The 16680-nt window shown below is 63.4% G+C and carries 20 protein-coding genes; all 20 read right to left on the bottom strand.

Annotation, left to right across the window (positions count from 1 at the left end; translation table 11 throughout):
* Positions 1-2: 2 nt before the first annotated feature.
* Positions 3-593, bottom strand: coding sequence for a YmfQ family protein (locus NRB16_RS07585; RefSeq protein WP_257105857.1), 591 nt, complete (start codon positions 591-593; stop codon positions 3-5).
* Positions 594-601: 8 nt separating this feature from the next.
* Positions 602-1660, bottom strand: coding sequence for a baseplate J/gp47 family protein (locus NRB16_RS07580; RefSeq protein WP_257105856.1), 1059 nt, complete (start codon positions 1658-1660; stop codon positions 602-604).
* Positions 1660-2127, bottom strand: a complete 468-nt coding sequence (locus tag NRB16_RS07575) for a phage GP46 family protein (RefSeq protein WP_257105855.1) — start codon at positions 2125-2127, stop codon at positions 1660-1662. The genes NRB16_RS07580 and NRB16_RS07575 overlap by 1 nt, the downstream gene beginning before the upstream one ends.
* Entirely contained in the window at positions 2127-2627 is a 501-nt protein-coding gene (locus NRB16_RS07570) for a phage baseplate assembly protein V (RefSeq protein ID WP_257105854.1), read from the bottom strand. The genes NRB16_RS07575 and NRB16_RS07570 overlap by 1 nt, the downstream gene beginning before the upstream one ends.
* The gene (locus tag NRB16_RS07565) at positions 2620-3738 is read right to left on the bottom strand and encodes a phage baseplate assembly protein (RefSeq protein WP_257105853.1); all 1119 of its coding nucleotides are present in this window, start codon (positions 3736-3738) and stop codon (positions 2620-2622) included. The genes NRB16_RS07570 and NRB16_RS07565 overlap by 8 nt, the downstream gene beginning before the upstream one ends.
* Positions 3731-4975, bottom strand: coding sequence for a DNA circularization protein (locus NRB16_RS07560; protein ID WP_257105852.1), 1245 nt, complete (start codon positions 4973-4975; stop codon positions 3731-3733). The genes NRB16_RS07565 and NRB16_RS07560 overlap by 8 nt, the downstream gene beginning before the upstream one ends.
* A gap of 32 nt (positions 4976-5007) precedes the next feature.
* Positions 5008-6720 (bottom strand): hypothetical protein, encoded by a 1713-nt coding sequence (locus NRB16_RS07555; protein ID WP_257105851.1) that lies wholly within the window; start codon positions 6718-6720, stop codon positions 5008-5010.
* The gene (locus NRB16_RS07550) at positions 6696-6818 is read right to left on the bottom strand and encodes a hypothetical protein (RefSeq protein WP_257105850.1); all 123 of its coding nucleotides are present in this window, start codon (positions 6816-6818) and stop codon (positions 6696-6698) included. Before NRB16_RS07550 ends, NRB16_RS07555 begins: the two co-directional genes overlap by 25 nt.
* Positions 6819-6820: 2 nt before the next feature.
* Positions 6821-7123: a hypothetical protein gene (locus NRB16_RS07545; RefSeq protein ID WP_257105849.1), complete on the bottom strand. Its 303-nt coding sequence runs from the start codon at positions 7121-7123 to the stop codon at positions 6821-6823.
* A complete protein-coding gene (locus tag NRB16_RS07540) occupies positions 7123-7488 on the bottom strand; it encodes a phage tail tube protein (RefSeq protein ID WP_257105848.1) in 366 nt (121 codons plus the stop codon). The genes NRB16_RS07545 and NRB16_RS07540 overlap by 1 nt, the downstream gene beginning before the upstream one ends.
* A gap of 23 nt (positions 7489-7511) precedes the next feature.
* The gene (locus tag NRB16_RS07535; RefSeq protein WP_257105847.1) at positions 7512-8999 is read right to left on the bottom strand and encodes a phage tail sheath subtilisin-like domain-containing protein; all 1488 of its coding nucleotides are present in this window, start codon (positions 8997-8999) and stop codon (positions 7512-7514) included.
* A complete protein-coding gene (locus NRB16_RS07530; RefSeq protein WP_257105846.1) occupies positions 8996-9187 on the bottom strand; it encodes a DUF2635 domain-containing protein in 192 nt (63 codons plus the stop codon). The genes NRB16_RS07535 and NRB16_RS07530 overlap by 4 nt, the downstream gene beginning before the upstream one ends.
* On the bottom strand, positions 9184-9738 hold the full coding sequence (locus NRB16_RS07525; protein ID WP_257105845.1) for a hypothetical protein: 555 nt from the start codon (positions 9736-9738) through the stop codon (positions 9184-9186). The genes NRB16_RS07530 and NRB16_RS07525 overlap by 4 nt, the downstream gene beginning before the upstream one ends.
* Before the next feature lie 2 nt (positions 9739-9740).
* Positions 9741-10070, bottom strand: a complete 330-nt coding sequence (locus NRB16_RS07520; protein ID WP_257105844.1) for a hypothetical protein — start codon at positions 10068-10070, stop codon at positions 9741-9743.
* Positions 10071-10442 carry a DUF2190 family protein gene (locus NRB16_RS07515; RefSeq protein ID WP_257105843.1) on the bottom strand — a complete coding sequence of 124 codons (372 nt, stop codon included), beginning with the start codon at positions 10440-10442 and terminating at the stop codon, positions 10071-10073. It lies immediately after the preceding gene.
* Between the two features lie 79 nt (positions 10443-10521).
* Positions 10522-12483 carry a prohead protease/major capsid protein fusion protein gene (locus NRB16_RS07510; RefSeq protein ID WP_257105842.1) on the bottom strand — a complete coding sequence of 654 codons (1962 nt, stop codon included), beginning with the start codon at positions 12481-12483 and terminating at the stop codon, positions 10522-10524.
* A gap of 7 nt (positions 12484-12490) precedes the next feature.
* Positions 12491-14005: a phage portal protein gene (locus NRB16_RS07505; RefSeq protein WP_257105841.1), complete on the bottom strand. Its 1515-nt coding sequence runs from the start codon at positions 14003-14005 to the stop codon at positions 12491-12493.
* 1 nt (position 14006) lies between these two features.
* A complete protein-coding gene (locus NRB16_RS07500; protein WP_257105840.1) occupies positions 14007-14210 on the bottom strand; it encodes a phage head-tail joining protein in 204 nt (67 codons plus the stop codon).
* An 8-nt stretch (positions 14211-14218) separates the two neighbouring features.
* The gene (locus tag NRB16_RS07495; protein ID WP_257105839.1) at positions 14219-16159 is read right to left on the bottom strand and encodes a phage terminase large subunit family protein; all 1941 of its coding nucleotides are present in this window, start codon (positions 16157-16159) and stop codon (positions 14219-14221) included.
* Positions 16131-16676 carry a terminase small subunit gene (locus NRB16_RS07490; protein WP_257105838.1) on the bottom strand — a complete coding sequence of 182 codons (546 nt, stop codon included), beginning with the start codon at positions 16674-16676 and terminating at the stop codon, positions 16131-16133. The genes NRB16_RS07495 and NRB16_RS07490 overlap by 29 nt, the downstream gene beginning before the upstream one ends.
* Between the last annotated feature and the right edge of the window lie 4 nt (positions 16677-16680).

Raw genomic sequence — 16680 nt, 5'->3', positions numbered from 1 at the left:
TATCAGTCTCCATAGGCGAACAGGGCAAAGGTGTGTGCCGGTTTCAGTTGGTTGATCTTGCATTCGAGGGTGTCATTGCCCCAGGTACGCAGGCGCTCACCGGCACCGGAGATGCCTGCGCGAAATGAAATGATCGATGTGCGGGGTGCATGAAGGCGCCAGGTGAACATCCACGGGCCATTGGTCAGCACGCCGCCAGCGGGTGAGTGCCCTGCGCGGAATGGCCGGAACTCTTCGATGGTGACGTCATAGCCCAGTACCCGGGCCAGCTCGATGAAGTACGCCCGTGACTGGCCGCCGGTGCTGGACAACTTGGCCAGCAGCGCGTTTTTGCGGCCCTGCAGGGTTTCTTCAAGCGCCCCGGAGCATTTGTCGGGCAGGCCCGCCACCCGCTCCCAGTCGCTAAGCAGTTCGTTGCTGCTGGCCGGGTTGGCTTCAAGCGGCAGCACCTCGCCGCGCGCATCCACGCGGGCCAGCTCGATGGCCATGCCATACAGCAAGTTGTCCAGCGTGGTGCCAGCATCCCTTGGGAAGGCCTGGCCCGGTGGTAGCAGCATGTTCAGTTGTTCGCGGTAGTCCGCCACGGTGGGCATGGCACCTCCTAAAAGCTGGAGAAAGTCAGGGTGCCGGGGATCGCCATGTGTCCGGTGGCATGCATGACGTCCTCGGCCGGCGAGGTAATGGCGTTGTTCGACTCGCCAGCGGCCAGCGACACGGCTTCGCGCAGGCGGCTGATCAGGATCGGCGCGCCGGGTCTGGCGTCGCGCATGATCAGATCGGCCACCTCGGCCCGGACGGCGGCCTGCACAGCGGCGGTGTTGGGGGTGAGTTTGACGGTCATGTCCAGGGCGTCGGCAATCGGGCCTGCGACAAAGGCCTCGGCCGTGACCGGACGATGGGCATCGATATGGGCCTGCACCTCGGCCACCTTTTCCGGGGTCGGGACGATGTCGGGTTCATCGTCACAGACGAACAGCGTCGTCACCGTGCCCAGCCCCATCTGCCTGGGATACACCCAGGCCCGGGTGACGCCGGGCACGGCCAGCGCCCAGAGTTCATAGTCGGCCGCTGCGCCGCCGTGGGGCGGTTGCCTGATCCGCTTCAGCAAGCGGCTCAGCAGTTGCTCGTCGGTTTCGGCATCGAGGCCGCCGACGATAGAGCGCGACACCACCGCCGTGGACTGGACGCCCGCAATGGGCGACAAGAGAAACAGCGGCCGGTCGAGCGGTAGGTTGCCTTCGACACCTGGCTCTACGGCGATCACCGGGACCTCCAGGGTTGCACCGATAAAGCTGCCATCACCCAGGGCTCGATACTGGACGCCGTCCTGTCGCTGCAGGACGGTGCCGGCCGGTACCAGGGCGCCGCTTGATCCGGTCAGCAGCACGGCGCCGCTGGAGAAATCCGCCGTCTTGCGAAAGACCTTCCAGATGGCCGCCCAGCGCTCCAGGTATTCCTTTTCGGCGGTGTCGATGATCGCTTGCTTGGCAGCCCAGTCGAGAAAGCCATAGAGCATGTGCACGGCACCGGCCTCGGCCCGCGCCAGTATGCCCAGCAGGGAGCGGCGCAGCACCGCACTTTCAATGCCGGTCACCCGGCCGCTGATGTCGGTGATGACCCGCTCAATCAGCTCCGGCAACGTAGGTCGAACAAAGGGCATCAGGTCATCCTCTTGCCGGCCTGGGCCGACCATTCATAGTTGTACCGATAGCGCACAGCGGCGCCCGTGGGACGGTAGATGTCGATCAACAGCAGCATCACGCCCCTGGAGTGAAACGACGCCGACACCTCTATGCCGGTGGCCACCCGGTCCTCGATCATCCAGTTCAGCGCCTCGCGGCAGTACTGCTGGGCGCGGCTCAGGGTTTGCGGCTGTTCTTTTTCGCGGGCCAGCAGCCACAGCAGCGACCCGGTCTGGTCATTGGGCGAGGCCTGGGCGATGTCGCCCCAGTAACCGCGCAGGTCATCCTGCGGATACTCCGGCGGGATCTGCTCGGCCGTGGCGCGTCGGTCGGTGAACAGGCTGATGATCACGGCGGTTTCCAGGCCGTCATCACGTTCAAGGTCATAGCCGGACAGCACCAGGTCGCCGCCGAACGCGGTCATTACCATTGCAGCATCAGCCATCAGACGGGCACTCCCCATCCGCCACCGGTGTGCGTGTGTGTACTGCCGACGGACTTGCCATTGTTGGTGAGGGTGCCGGTGGTGCTGACATTGCCCTGCACGTCCAGGTTGCCGATGATCTGCACATCGGGTGCCTGGATCTGCACCTTGGCCACGGCGGTGACCTTGAGCATGTCGCGCAGCAGCTCGACCTTGTTGCCCAGGTCGTCATAGATGGCCACCTCACCCGGCTGGAGTGACAGCCGGTAGCGGCGGTCGTCGACGACCAGGACGATGCCCTGTTCGCGGTTGCCACCGAGAAAGGCCACCGCCGCATCACCGCCCAGCGGGTGACTGGTAAATCCGTAGTTCTGCATATGCTCGACGCCGTCGCGCAGTTCGTCTTTGAGCAGCTCGACCTGGACTTGCTGGCGGCCAGTGGCGTCATTCACGGCGCGCACAACACCGCGGCCAAACATCATCATCACGCGCGCGCTGATGTCACGCAGTGGGTTACCCATTCGTTTTATCCTCCTCACCAATGGCCTCGGCCCAGATGTTGCGGCCGCCTTTCTTGGCCTTGACCGACTTTTTGGAATCAGGAGGCTCCGGCGAATAAGCCTGCGGGCTGACGATGTCCAACCGGGTCGTGGTACCGCCCTCGCCTCGCTCATAGGTGGCCTGGCGGATAATCATCTGGCCGTCCATGCGCAGCCAGGGCGACTTCACCTGCACCAGCATGCCCGGCTCCCACAAGGGGCCACCGGGCCTCTGGCGCCAGCCCTGAACGGTGATGGTTGCCGTGGCGGACTTGCCAATCCGGCTATTGGCCTCCCACACCGCACGCGCCTGGGCACTGGCGCCGGTGCTGCCCGACTCGGCCACGATCAGCAACGGCCGATACCGCCCTATGCCGCTGTCACCGGCCGTACCTGACACGTGCGCCTCGGTCTGACCTTCACTCTCAGGGTTGTAGGCCGCTTGCCCCTTGAGCAGGTAGCTGTGATAACGCTGGCTATGATCGATGCTGCCCGAGGCACTCAGGATGTTTTCACCCTGCACCAGCCCGACAGAGGCTCGCTTGTTCCCGGCACGGGTAATCAACAGGCCACCGGCACCGTCGGGCATCAACAATACCCGGCGCTGGCGGGCATAGCGCTCGATGGCCTCAAACGCGGTTTCGCCTTGCTGCAGCTTGCACACTGAAAAGGGTTCGCCGACCGCCACGTCGGCTGAAACACGCACACCAAAAGGCTGCGCCAGGATCTGGGCAAAGCGCAGCAGCGTGATGTTTTTCCATTCATCCGGCTGATGCACGGCACTGCAATCAATCAGGTCGGAAGTCCGGTCGCGGCCCTGGATATTGATGCTGTGCTCGGTCGCGCTGAACGACGGTTTGAAAATGTCGACATAGCCGATGACCATGGGGATGCCACCCAGCCGCACTTCACAACGATCCCCCGGCAGAATCGGCCAGGGTTCAAGCTGGGCGGCCCTGCCCGCCTGGCCTTCCCAGCGTTCGGTCAAGTCAACCGTGAAGGCGCTGGAGGCCGCATCCACCGCGCGGGTGACGCCGACCGAGGTCCAGCCTGAGTAATTCATGCCGTTGACCAGCAGTTCCAAGTCATCCATCAGCCAGCACCTCAAGTTGTTTACCGCCGGTTAGAAAGCCCGGCCGGCGCGGAGCGTTGCGCATGACGATGTCCTGCTCGCGCGCGGCATCGCCGTAGAGCTGATAGGCGACCAGCAACGACGGCAGGGTCTGCCGAGGGCAATACCGGCTTAGCCTGGGCAGATCCTGTTCGGCGCTGGGCACGGCCTGAACCACGGCGGTGCGCAAACCAGTCAACGCGACATACACCTGGTCGTCAGCCGTGGCTTCGCTTTCTTCATCCAGCCGATCCGCCAGTTCGGTTCGCACCGTCAACGCGGCCTCGTAGCTGTCGTACACCGTCGGCGTCGAGCGGGTGTCGGTGCCACCAATCGTCACTGAGGCCTGGGTCACCACTGCTGCGGTGGCTGCCTGGGCTATGCAGGCATGGCGAATCAGCGCATTGAGCGCCTGGGTGTTGCTGGCCATCTGTTGCCGACTGGGCGTGGCCGTGCGGCCAGGACTGGACGCCTTGTCGTTGTATCGGTCGTAGAGGTCGATCAGCACCTTGAACGCGCGGCCACCGAAGGCGGAACGAATACCGTCGACGGCGCCAACGACCTGGCTGGCCAATTCCAGTGGCTGCTGAACAAAGCCAAACGCCTGGCTACCGATCTGTTTGACCTGGGCGTAAAAGTCCGACGCCGCGCCAGTGTGGCTGGCACCAATCGCCTGCCCGGCACTCAAGTACGCGCTGAACCCTTGAAGCGTGGCTACGGCGGCCTCGGCCACGAAGGCCGGATAGCCCTTGGTGGTAAAGACCGAAACAAAGTTGTGCCGGGCGGCATCGCTGACCTCGCCGCCCTTTTTGCTGATCGCGTTGACGCTGTCGACCTTGGCCGACGGGTAGGACACCTCGCCCGCTTCAAGAAACGTGATCGACAGAGTGCATTTGCCGCCCTCTTCAGTGCTTTCGCTGACCGTCAGCCCTCGGCAAACCACGGTCAGTTCGCCCCGGTATGGGTGAACCAGCACCCCGGCCCCCGCCTGCTCGCAGGCCGCTATCATCGCTTCGCGCTCGACGTCGTAGTCTTTGCCCAACAGATAGCCGGTGATGCTGAACTCGCGCGCCTTGCGGCCCAGGTCCTCGGTGTAGGGCACGTCGCGCTGGGCCGTCTCATGGACAGCCTGACGGCGGCCGTGCGTGCTGTCTGCCGTGGACACGAAAAAGCCCACGCCGCGAAAGGTCGCGGCGCGGTAGTTGTCTCGCCAAGCCATGGAAAGCTCCGGTTAACCTGCTTAACAGGCTGTCAGTGAGCCTGCATTGAATAGCCAATGTCGGTGTCGAACTTCGCCCCCGGGCTGCCCTCGGCTTTTACCTTGGTGCCCGGCGGGACATTGTTCATGTCGACTTTGACCCGCACCTCCTGGGGCGGCTGCGCTTGGGGCTGGGCTGCTGGTCCCAGGCGTGCTGCGCGCTGGCCAAGGTCGGTCATGGGGCGTCCCGGTGTGGGTGCAACACCGGGAGCCGAGGCTTCGGCGGCGACCTCGGTGGCCGGCGTGCCCTGTTCGGGCGGGCTGCTGACCGAGGCGCCGTCGATGCCCAGCAGGTCTTTGACCCAGTCAGGCAAGCCGTTTTTGATCGCGGCCACGGCGTCGGCGATTTTCGCGTCCAGGATCGCCGCGAGATCCCAGCCGGTGAGGTATTTGATCAGGCCGCTGAAGCCTTCCATCATCAGGGTCACCGGGTTGTACTCAAGCCACAGGTTGTATATCCCGTTGACGATACCGTCGGAAAACGCCGCTTTGACGCTCGCCCACTTCTCGCTGAAGTAGTTCACGATGCCATCCCAGTTCTTGTAAATGACGTAGGCCGCCGCGCCAATCGCCACGACGGCGCCAAGGAACCAGCCGACCGGTGTACTGAGCAGGGTGATCCCCAGCCCCTTGAGGGCCACCGCCAGATTCAGCACGCCCATTAGCAACCCGCCGCCGATGTACAGGCCCACGGCGGTAAAGATCAGGTTGGCCGCGCCGAAGGTGTCGGACAGCGATGAGAAAATGGCAATCACCGGTTTCACGCCGTCATACAGGTCGCCCAGAAAGCCGGTGACCTTTTCGATGTTGCCGGGCAGGTTTTCGGCAAAGGCCATGGCGAAGGCTTCTATCTGCGGCCGGTACTTGATGATCACGTCCGTCAGCTTGTTGCCCAGCTCGGTAAGTTTGGGCATCAGTGCGGTCGCCAAGACGTTCTTCACGCCGCTCAGGCTGTACTGCAGGTCGGTCATGGCGTCGATGAATGACTCACCGCCCCGGGCGGCATCTTCGCCAATCACCAGGCCCAGTTCCTTGGCCCGGTCGGTCATTTCCTCCAGACCCTGCGATCCGCCGGCCAGCAAGGTGACCATCTGCGAACCAACCTGGGCGCCGAACAGCTTGGCCGCTGCGGCCGCCCGCAGCGACGGCGACTGGATACGCTGCAGCTTGTCGGCCAGCTCCGGCAGGATCTGCTCGGTGGTGCGTGCAGCGCCCGAGGCATCGCGCAGCCTGATGCCGAATCCGTCCAGCACTTCGAGCGCCGGGCCTTTACCGACCAAGGCCGTGCCGATGTTGGTATTGAGCTTGAGCAGCGCCTTGGAGAACTCTTCATTGCCCACCCCGGCCCGATCCGCCGCGAAGCGCCAGGCCTGAAACTGCTCAACGCCAACGCCCACCCGGTCAGCGGTCTTGGCCGTCAGGTCACCGGCAGCGGCAAACGACGACACCAGCGCCCCGGCAGCCCCGGTCAGCGCCGTGATGCCCGCCGCACCGATGCCAAGGCGGGCCATGCTTTTACCCAGTCCCTCGGCGGCCGCACCGACCTTGCGCATTTGCGCGCCCAGCAACGGCACGCCCGCGCGATCCAGTGCGCCGCGCACCGCCGCACTGGCGTTACGCACTTTGCCGAAGATGCCGCGCAGCGGCGCGGAGACCCGGTCAACCGCCTTGATGACGACATTCAGGGGGTATCCTTTGTTTGCCATTCAACCCATTCCTCGGTGCGCTCAAGCCACCAGTTCAGTTCCTCGAAATCCATGTCCATCACTTCCGAGGGCTGCACGCCCATGACCTTGACGACCACCGTCACTCCGGACGGCCACCCCCGAGGTGCTGCAGCAAAAAATCCCGGGCTTCCTGAATCAGCACTTCCTGATCGTCTTCACACAGCTCCTCAAGCAGCGCGGGCGGCTGGCCGACCATCTTGGCCGCCAGGTCAATCAGCGTGGCAAAGTCCATCTCCACCCCGCCGCTGCCCTTGCCATCGGAGGTGATGCGCAGCGCGTGGCCGCGCAGGTACTTCAGTTTGCGCACCACGGTCAGCTCGCTGCAGGTGTCTTTGCCGAACGTGACAGACTCGGACAGGGTGATGGTTTTCTGCTTGGCCATTACGCGACTTCCTCACACGACATGCCTTCAAACCGGCAAGCGATGTTGCCTTCCTCGGTGTTGCCGGTGCCCTCGCCCGCGTACCAGGCTTCACTCAGGGTGATGACCTTGTTGTTGGCCAGCTCCAGGGTGATGGTGGCGTTATCGAGCGTCACCAGTTCTTCGAGGCTCAGCTCGTTGCGGTCGGTGATCTCGCCCTCGATGAACGGGATCTGCGGCGTTTCCTTGTAGCCGTGGACCACGTCGGCACCCACCACGCCTTCGCGTTTGGGCTTGCCGAGGTTGTAGGTGAAGTTGCCCTTGGCGAAGTAGATGTCGCCGTTGACCTTCAAGCTGATCATGCCGCCAATGCGGTTCTTGCCCATGTTCTGTTGCCTCTGATGCGCCGTTACAGGCGGAACTGAATTTTGTTGGCGACGATGCGCAGCTGGTTGACCAGGTCGGGCGGCAGCACCATGTCCACGCGATTGGGGTCGCTGGGGTTGCGCTCGGCGATCAGGTTGGCCTTGAAATCGGCCATGTTCTCGACCAGCCCCAGGGTTTCCCATTCACGAAACTTGGCGATGGCCTCGGCCTTCATCACCACCGGGGTGACCACGGCCTGGCCGATGCCGTAGCGGGTGCCATCCGCCGCCAGCTTGTGGCGCGGGTACTTGCGCAGGATGTAGTCGCGCCAGTCGTGACGGATGTACATCAGGGTGAACAGCGTTTCGCTGTCCAGGTAACTGATGTCGGGTGCGCCTGCGGTGTTGGTCTTGTAGGTGGTGATCAGCCGCTCGACGAGCATCGTGCCGTCGTTGTTAACCTTGGTGGTCGCAATGCCGTCAAACAGCAGCAGGTTACGTTCCTGATGGGTCAGGCGATTGGCCGCTGCCGGGGCCAGACACCACGCATAGGGCAGGTTCTGGATCGGCCGCGCCGGGTCAATGGCCGCATACATCGCGGCAATGGCCATGGTTTCGGCGGCCTTTTCGTAGGCCGGCATGGGTTCGTCGTTGGCCATGACGATGACCAGGTGCGCGCTGTTATGGCTGTCGCCCAAGGCGCCCAGCGACCCGGAGGTGCCGCGCGCGGCCACGAAGGCATGGGCCTCGATCTCGCGATTCCAGGCGAACCGGCTGTTGAGTTCGGTCTTGATCGTGCTCAGCGTGGCGGCATCGGCATAGGGCACGGCCCAGGTCTGAAACCACTCATCTCCCAGCGCGGCCAAGGCGACACCCAGATCCGGGTTGCCGGTACCGCCGCTGAACGCAGTGACGGTGACGTCCACGCCAACGGGTAGCACCTGGCCGGTGTAGTAGTTCACACGCACGTCGAGACTGTTGCCGCTGTCACCCTTGTGGTGGCTGGTCAAGGTGACCGTGCCCGTGGCGCGTGCCCCGTCGTCCGTCGACGCCACGACCGGCATATCAGCGGCTGCGTTGATGGCGACAACGGCGGCCTTGGCCATCGCGGTCGAGCTGTCACCGCTGAGCACCCCGACCGCCACCCGGCGACCGGCGATCATCAGTTCGATGGTCCCGGAAGCCGTGGCCGGGCCCTCAAAGGTCAGTGTGCCGCTCGCCGCAGCACCGGCCGGGTTGTCGATCAGCGGCAGCACCTGCAGCTCGGTATAGGTGTCGATGGCCATGGCGGCCCGGACCATACCGGCCAGCATGGAACCGGCGCCGAACTCAGTATCGGCTTGGGCCGGGCTGGTGATGCGGATCAGGGTGTTGGCCGCTGCCGTGCCGCTTTCCAGTTTCTGGCCGATCAGCAGGCGCCGGTAATTGACAGCCTGGGGGCCACTGACCGCCTTGCTGTTATCGATTTCGCTGTAGACACCGGGCTTGCGCAGGGTGCCTGCCCCCGGCACGGTGTCGAATCCGATGCTCATGGTTTCTCTCCCTTGGCTTTTACTGGCTGGCTTTCGGGCGAGTCGATGACGACATCACCGGCCAGTAATTTGCGTTGCCAGTAGCTGTTCATTTCGACCGGCGCGCCGTCTGCGGGCAGCGCTTGGTAAGTGTCGGGGTCTCGCACCAGGCGGCCTTCGGCCGGTTTCACACGCACGCGGGTGGTCATGGGTTAAGGTCCTTGATCAGGGTGGTGGCACGGTCGGCGGCATCAGCCTGCTGGTTGTTCAGGCTGTAGTCGGTGGCCAGGGTGTTGAAGTCCGGGAGCGAGGCGTTGAAGCGGTCGTCGGGGTGACGGTCCAGGTACTCGGCGTTGAAGATGATTCGGCAACCGCCGAGCAGCTCGTCGCCGTCGTCGCGCAGAATCATCTTGGTCGAGGCGTAGCGCAGGTCATTAACCGTACCGCCCAGGGTGTCGTCGACCAGCAGCAGGTTTTCGACCTGCCGCGCCAGGCTGTCGAGCGTGTCATCCAGTGCATCGACGGCACTGGCATGAATCTCGACCACCAGTTGCACGGTGCGCAGGTACTCACGGGGCGCGGTGTGCAACAACTCGCCCTGCTCGTCCAGGGTGTAAACGATGATGGCCGGCAGTTCGTTCTGCCAGCCGTTGGTAATCAGCGGCGCGACCCGGCTGGCGAACACATTGGCGCCAACGGATGTTTGCCCCACCAACTGCGCCACCACCTGCTTGCGAATGATTTCCCGGGGATGGGTCATGGTCAGGCCTTTTTAAGAATGATCGTCACCCCGGCGATGCCGTCAGGCTGGACGTCGTGAATGCGGTACAGCTGGCCACGGGCGCGCACCCGGACAGCGGTGGTGGGTTCGCTGGGCAGATCAGCCAGGCACACGCCCAGCACGGGATTGGTGCTGGACACCGGGGCACCCGTTTCGGGGTCGACGCTGATGTGCGCGGTGTCGAACACCGCCTTGGGCAAGGCCGTGCCGGGTTCGCGGCCATCGGTCAGCCAATACACAGCGTCAGCTCCCTCGCTGAAGGTTTTTACGGCGACGCCCAGCATGCGCTGCGCCATGCTGGCCCAGCCCACTTACTTCCCCTCCAGTTGTGCCTCGATCTCGGCCGGCGCGGCGATGCCATTCAGGCGGCAGACTCCGGCGCCTGCCTGATTGGGCGCGGGTTCGGTGGCCATGCCCACCAGCACCAGGCTGGCCAGCGGGGTATTGGTCAGCAGGCGGGTGGCAACATCCATGTAAAGCCGGTCACCCATGGCCCAGCTTTCGGCCGCCAGCTTCGGCAGTTTGAAAACGCCCCCCAGCTTGAGCACGACCAGTGCGCCTGCCGGTTCTGTTGTCGCGGCCACACCGATGATCGCGCCGACCTTGTACAGCTCGCCCGAGCGCGTGCCGCCGGCCGGCGCCGGGACGGTGAGGCAATCGCCGTTCTGAATAAATGTTTGCATGCGGGTCTCCTTCAGAGACTGGAGAAACAATAAAGGCGCCGTGCGGCGCCTTTGAGGGGTGGTGCTGAATCGCGGGCAGTTACGCGCCGGGGTTCTTGTAAGCGCCCCGGTAGTCGATCCAGGCCGCGCCAAACACTAGTCGCGCCTTGATCTCCATACCGTCGACTTCGAAGCCTTCGCGGGTCTCGGTAAACACCCCCTGCTCGCCTTCGAGGTAAGCGTATTCAAAGGTGTCGACGGTGTTCGGCGAGGCATAGAGGTACCACTGGTTACCGGTAATACGGGCGTCAACGATGACCGTCAGTGCGGCATTGCGCACGTCGTTGATGTCGGCATTTTTGGCCGGCACGTAGTTGGAGCTGGTGAACTGGTAAGCCTCCAGTTCCTTGTCCGGTCCCACCACCAGGTACTCAGGGGCCAGGTTGAGGAACTCATCGGCTTTGGTTTTCTGTTTGCGCATCGCCGCGCGGGCCGCCGCCAGACTGGCGATGTTGATCGCGCCAGCCCCAGCGGCCAGGTTGCCGTGGTCGGCATGGAAAATCGGCGTGCCGTCGGTGAAGTTCGGGTTACCCAGCAACAGCGACCACACCACATTCGACTCGGTGCGGGCCGCTGCTGCGCCCAGCGAAGCGGGTATGCGGGTCAAGGCGCCCAGGTCATCGTTGATGATCGACTCCCAGGTGATGGCGATGATCTTGCCGTACTTCACGACCTTGAGCGGCGCGCCATCCTCAGACAGCGAACCGTAGCTGTACTCGCCGTGCTCAGGCACCCGCTCCAGGGCAGAGATATCGCCCAACGCCGCACGGGTGACCGCGCGGAAATCCGGCACAGTGGTTTGCCGCCCCAGCGGCCGCCAGCTCTGCGGCGCCGTGGCGTAGGCATCGCGCAGCGTGCGGGTTACGGTGGAGCCCAGCAGCAACGGGAAATCACTGGAGCTGTGCATGCCAGCGGCGCGCACCGCAGAGCGGTCGCAGCCCAGTGCGGCCTTGGCCAGCTCTTGCGGGGTCAGGCCCCGGGCATTGCCGCCGGCCATTTCGACGCACTCACGGGCCATGTCCACCAAGCGCATGCCGCGAAACTCACGACCGGCCTCTTCCAGCTGGATGGCCGGGTTGCAGCGGGCCAGCAAGGCGTTTTCCATGGCCGAACGTTTGGCGGTCAGCACGGCGAGATCCTGCCCGCCGGTCACTACAGTTTGCTGACTGTTGCGGCTGGCAGGTTGGGTTTGGACCTGACGCTCGGCCAGCTTATCGATGATCGAAGCGCTGGCGTCGGCCACCGACACGCCGCGCTCGATCAGGTCGTCGATAAAGGCGTCATCCCCCAAGTTCACTTTGCGGGCCATGCTGCGGATGCTCAGGCTGCGCATGCGCTCGGCCTCAGCGGATTCACGACGAATCGCTTCTTCGGCCGCACGCTTTTCTTCTTCGGTCATTGCATCTTCCTCTTGGGTCACAGGCACGGCGGCCAGTGGTTCGGCAGGCGCGGGTGCCTGCCGTGTTTCGAAAACAGTGGTGAATCGGGGGCCGCTGTACTCGGCCGGAGTCTTGGCACTGCGGATCTTGGCGCCGTCGTCGAAGCCGATGGGCACCAACGACAGTTCCTGAGGCTCCCAGTCGATAGCGCGGTAGGTCGGCAGCTTGTCGTCTTCAGCCTCGACGACCTGGTAACGGTGAACGGCGTAGCCCACGCTGATGTTGCGCAAGATGCCGTCCTGCACGTCACGAAAGATCGCCTCCACGTCATCGCGCTTACTGAAACGCACCAGCGCCCGCCCCTCGGCGCCGTCAATCCAGGCCTTCTCGACCACGCCAATCACGTCGCCCAGGTCATAGCTGCTGTGGGCATTAAGAAACGGCGCGCCGTTGTTGAGGCGATCAAGACGAACGGCGGCGTCGCTGATTTCCAGCTCTTCCATGTAACTGCCGACATCCCAGGAATAGCGACGGCCTTTGGCGCCGGTGGTCCAGATCAGCTCGACCGTACGCGCCTCGACGTCGACAGAGCCCTCGCGCACGGCAGCGCGCAGGTTGAGCATGGGTGTTTCAAAGGTCTTGTTTGTCGTCTCCTGATGGGGAGCTGGCATCGTCTGGTTTCTCTTCTGTAAGGGGCTGACTGGGCGAGCCGGCGGCCGCGACCCGGCGCGGATCGCAGTCGAGCACCAGGCCAAGGCTGTCGATCAGCGCGTTGGAATCGGCCATGTCCTGGGCATGCTGTTTGGGGTCGGTGACGCCCAGCTCGCGCAGCGCATCGGGCCAGGTAGTCAGGCCGTTGCGGACCCGCTCCTTGACGTTGTCGGTCTCGGTTTTCGGGTCGACCATGTCGCGCCGTGGCGGCACCCACTGGGCCTTGACCTCAGCCTGCGCACCGCCCGGCAGCAGCAGCTGGGCCTCCATGAACCAGCGCCAGACCGGATCACAGAGCTGGGGGATAACCATGCGCCACTGCCAGACGTCGACGCGCCGGGCAAAGTGCAGCCAGCCAAGCCGCCCGCTGGAGAAGTTCACGCCCTTCAGGTCGGCGGTTAGCAATTCATAGGGAATGCCCAGCCCCACCGCCATGGCGTGCAGTTGCTGCCAGGCATAGGTGGTGTAACCATTGAAAGTCGGCGGCGTGCCGAAGCTCACATTCTCACCAAAGCCCAGTTCCTGGATGATCCCCGGCTCTACCCGGTCCAGCAGCGGCGGCGCCTTGTGCGCGGGATTCGAGACCTGTTCGTCCTTGGTGATGAAGGCGGCGAAGCAGGAGGCGATCTTGGCCTGCTCCATCACCGCGTCTTCCATCTCGTCGAAGCTGCGCATACGCTGCATGACCGGCGCGAACCAGGTGTAGCCACGCGCCTGCCCCGGGCGTTTGGGCAGGAAGATGTGGATCACGTCTTCGGCCGGTACGCGCCTGGACTGCATCGAACCCCAGCTGCGGTTCGACCCGGGGTGTTCATCGAACAACCAGAAGGCGACCCGGTGTCCCAGGGCATCGAACTCGATCCCCTGAATGATTCGGTTTTTGCCAACGATCCCGCTCTTTGCTTCGTCGAGAAAGTCAGGCTCCATGATTTGCAACTGGAGCGGGACCGGCAAGCCGTCACTGCTGAAGCGGCGCCGACGCCGAAGCAGGCATTCGCCCGACTCGGCAACGCACTCCATGATCTTGTGCTGCAGGCCGTAGAAATTCTCCAGGCCATCGGCATCACAGAGTGTGGTTTCGGCCCATGCCTGCCACAGTTCGACCAGACGCTTGTTGTCACGGTCTGTGCCCATGGGCCGGGGCACGATTCCCGCGCCGACCACGTTGTCGGCGATGCCGGTCACGGCGCGCTCGGCGTAGGGATTGTTGCGGCGCAGGTCCCGGGCACGGTTGCGCAGCACGGCCAGCGCTGGCGCATTCTCGGCGTTGGCATCGACGCCCGAACTGCGCCACCCTTCATTGCGCCGGCCACCGGCAGCGCCTTCGAAACGGCGCTTGATGAGGTCGAACGCCATGTCGGTGCGCAATTTCTTCAGGCGGCTTTCAGCGCGCTTTGCCGCAAGCCCCGGGAACAGACGGTTGAACACACTCATGTCAGTACCCTTTGGAGAAGGCCGTCAGGCGCCGGCCACCGGCATGACCGGCATTGATGCCCAGCTCAGTGGCCATCAGCTTGAGGATGCGCATCATCTCGTCGAGCGACCGGTAGGTGACGCTTTTGTCGGCATAGCGCACCGACAACGCCCCTTCGGCGATGGCCGCCTGCAGGGCGCTGTATTGCTCAATCGTGTAGGCCATCGGTTTTGTCACCAGTGAGAGGATTTCTTGCGCGGACGCTCGGTGGCGTCCGACGTGTCGGCGCCACCACCGCTGGCGGTGACCAGCAGGTCCAGATCCAGGCCGAAGCGTTGCTGACAAATGCGCAGCGCCGCGAGCGCATACACAAAGCAGTCGAGCGCCTCATTACGGCGCCCGCCGTTGTCCCAGCGCATCACGCGCTTGCCTTTGGAGATGGCGGCTTTTTTCTTTTCCGAGGTCAGTTGCTTGACCTCTGACTCATCGCAGATCGCGTCATTGGCCGGCAGGTGCACCACACCCGGCTGGGAAACACCGGCCTGCGAGGCTGCGGTGTCGACGGGCAGGCCCATGCGGCTGTACAGCAGCTCTTTGGCGTTGTCGGTACCGACCTCGGTCAGAAACACCTTGTGCACCTTGTTCTTGGTGCGCGGAAAGTTCGCGATGGGCTTGCCGTAAAGGGTTGCGCCACGCACGGGCACTACCCAATGCACGCCATGCTTGCGGCTCTCGGCGTAGACCTCATCGGCATAGTGACCACCGGCATCCCACGCCCAGCGCTCGACCTTCATGATCGTGCCGTCTGCACGGGTGAACTGCCGGTGCAGCTCAAGCCCCACCTTGCGGCGCAGCTCTTCACTGGCCGGGTCGCCCATCAGAATGAAGCGATGGACCAGCCAGGCCTCTTCACCGGGGCCAAAGGCCCAGACCCGACCTTCGAAACGGTCATCCTGGGTGTCGATGCCGCCGACCAGCACCAGGCCGAGCAACGGAACCTGGGCAAAGACTTCGCGGCGACCATAGAGCACTTCGTGATCGAGCTTTTCGCCTTGATCGTCGTCCCAGGTTTCGCCCCGGGTGGTGTTGATAAAGGTGATCAGCTTGGAGACATCACCTTTGATCTTCAGCCACTCTTCGGCGAGGCTGAGCCAAGTGCTCCAGGTACTGTAAATCGCCCACACGCTGAAGCTGACCGAGCGCGGCGTGCGGATGATGTCGCCGTCCGGACCAAACCAGTCCATGCCGTCGCGCGTCCAGATGCCGGTGTGGTCACAGATCCAGCGTCCGGTTTTCGAGGCCACAACCATTTCGTTGTGCCAGATCACGCACGCAGTGTGCTCGCACACGTACCAGGCACGCTCGGCCTCGCCCAGCGCGTTTTTCTCCCACTTCAAACCAAACTCGCAATCCTTGCCGCCCCACTTGAGCGTCTGTTCACGTCGGCAGTGCGGGCAATCGATGTAGAACCGCAACAGGTAAGGCGACTCCTTCACGGCCTTGGTGATCTGGCAAGAGTCGGCGCGCTTGGGCGTCGAGCCGCGAATCGACTTGGGGTAGGTGGCACCGTTGAGGCGCTTGTCACCCAGGGTAATGGGCGCGCCCTCGCCTTCGACACTCTCGTCAAAGTTCGACAGCTCGTCGTAGATCACCTCATCTGCCGACTTCTCCCGGTAGTTGCGCGAGGCCTTGCCGCCGCGAATCCAGAGGGTACGGCGGTTGGTGAAAATCTTCTGGTCGAGGGTGTTGTCGCTGTGTTTCTTGCCGAACCACGGGGCCAGCTTGGTCAGCACCGGTACATCGCGGATCAGGCCGTTGACGTGGCTTTTGCTGATGTCCTCGGCATCCGGGTCGGTCGGGCTCCACATCATCACGTTGCGGCGCTTGTGCTGAATCTTGTAACCGATGTTGGCCATCAGCAGCTTGGTGTACCCGATCCGCGCCGACTTGATGAAGTTGACCACGTTGATCAGGTCGTTACCCATGCTGTTCAGGATCGCGACCTGAAACGGGTCGGTCGTCCACTTACCCTCGTTGTAGGAGGACTCGGCCGACATGTAGAAATTGTCGTCCGCCCACTCGACGGCTGTTTTCGGCGGTTCTTTGTAGAGGGCCTGGAGTCCTAGCTTGATCGCTTTGCGCAGATCATTCAGCCAGGGACTCAACATACTCATCTAATAATTCCGGAAGCTGCTCACCAAAACTGGCGGCGATGTTGCGAGTCAGGGCAATCTCTCGCTCCACCGACTCGATGACCCGCACATCGACCTCGGGATGACGCCGCGCAACCGTCTTGCCGACGGTGTCCAGTTTCGAGCCGATCTGTGCGGCGATTTTGACCAGAGCGAAGGTGGCAAACGGCACCGGAACTAACTGCTTGTCGAGCACCAGGTTCTTCTTCTCTTGGGCGACCCGTTGGGCGGCAGTGAGGCCGCGCCGTTCTTCGAGCAGCTTGTATTCCATCAACGGATCGACACCATCGATTTCGGCACCCGTTGGTTGTTGTTTCCGCTGGGCATGCTCAATGCGGTTTTCAACAACATGTTGAACGGTATAGAACGCCTCGCGACCGATGCGCTCGACCGGCGCAACGCCCCATTTGTCAAAGGCTTGAGGCGAAATGCCCAGGCTCGCAGCCATCTCGGATTTGTTCAGCCAGCCGCGCTGTTTAATTGCTTCTTTTTTGGCCATGACT

The sequence above is a fragment of the Pseudomonas sp. LJDD11 genome, from assembly GCF_024584215.1.
Taxonomy (GTDB): domain Bacteria; phylum Pseudomonadota; class Gammaproteobacteria; order Pseudomonadales; family Pseudomonadaceae; genus Aquipseudomonas.
This window is presented reverse-complemented; position numbering and strand designations above follow the sequence as displayed.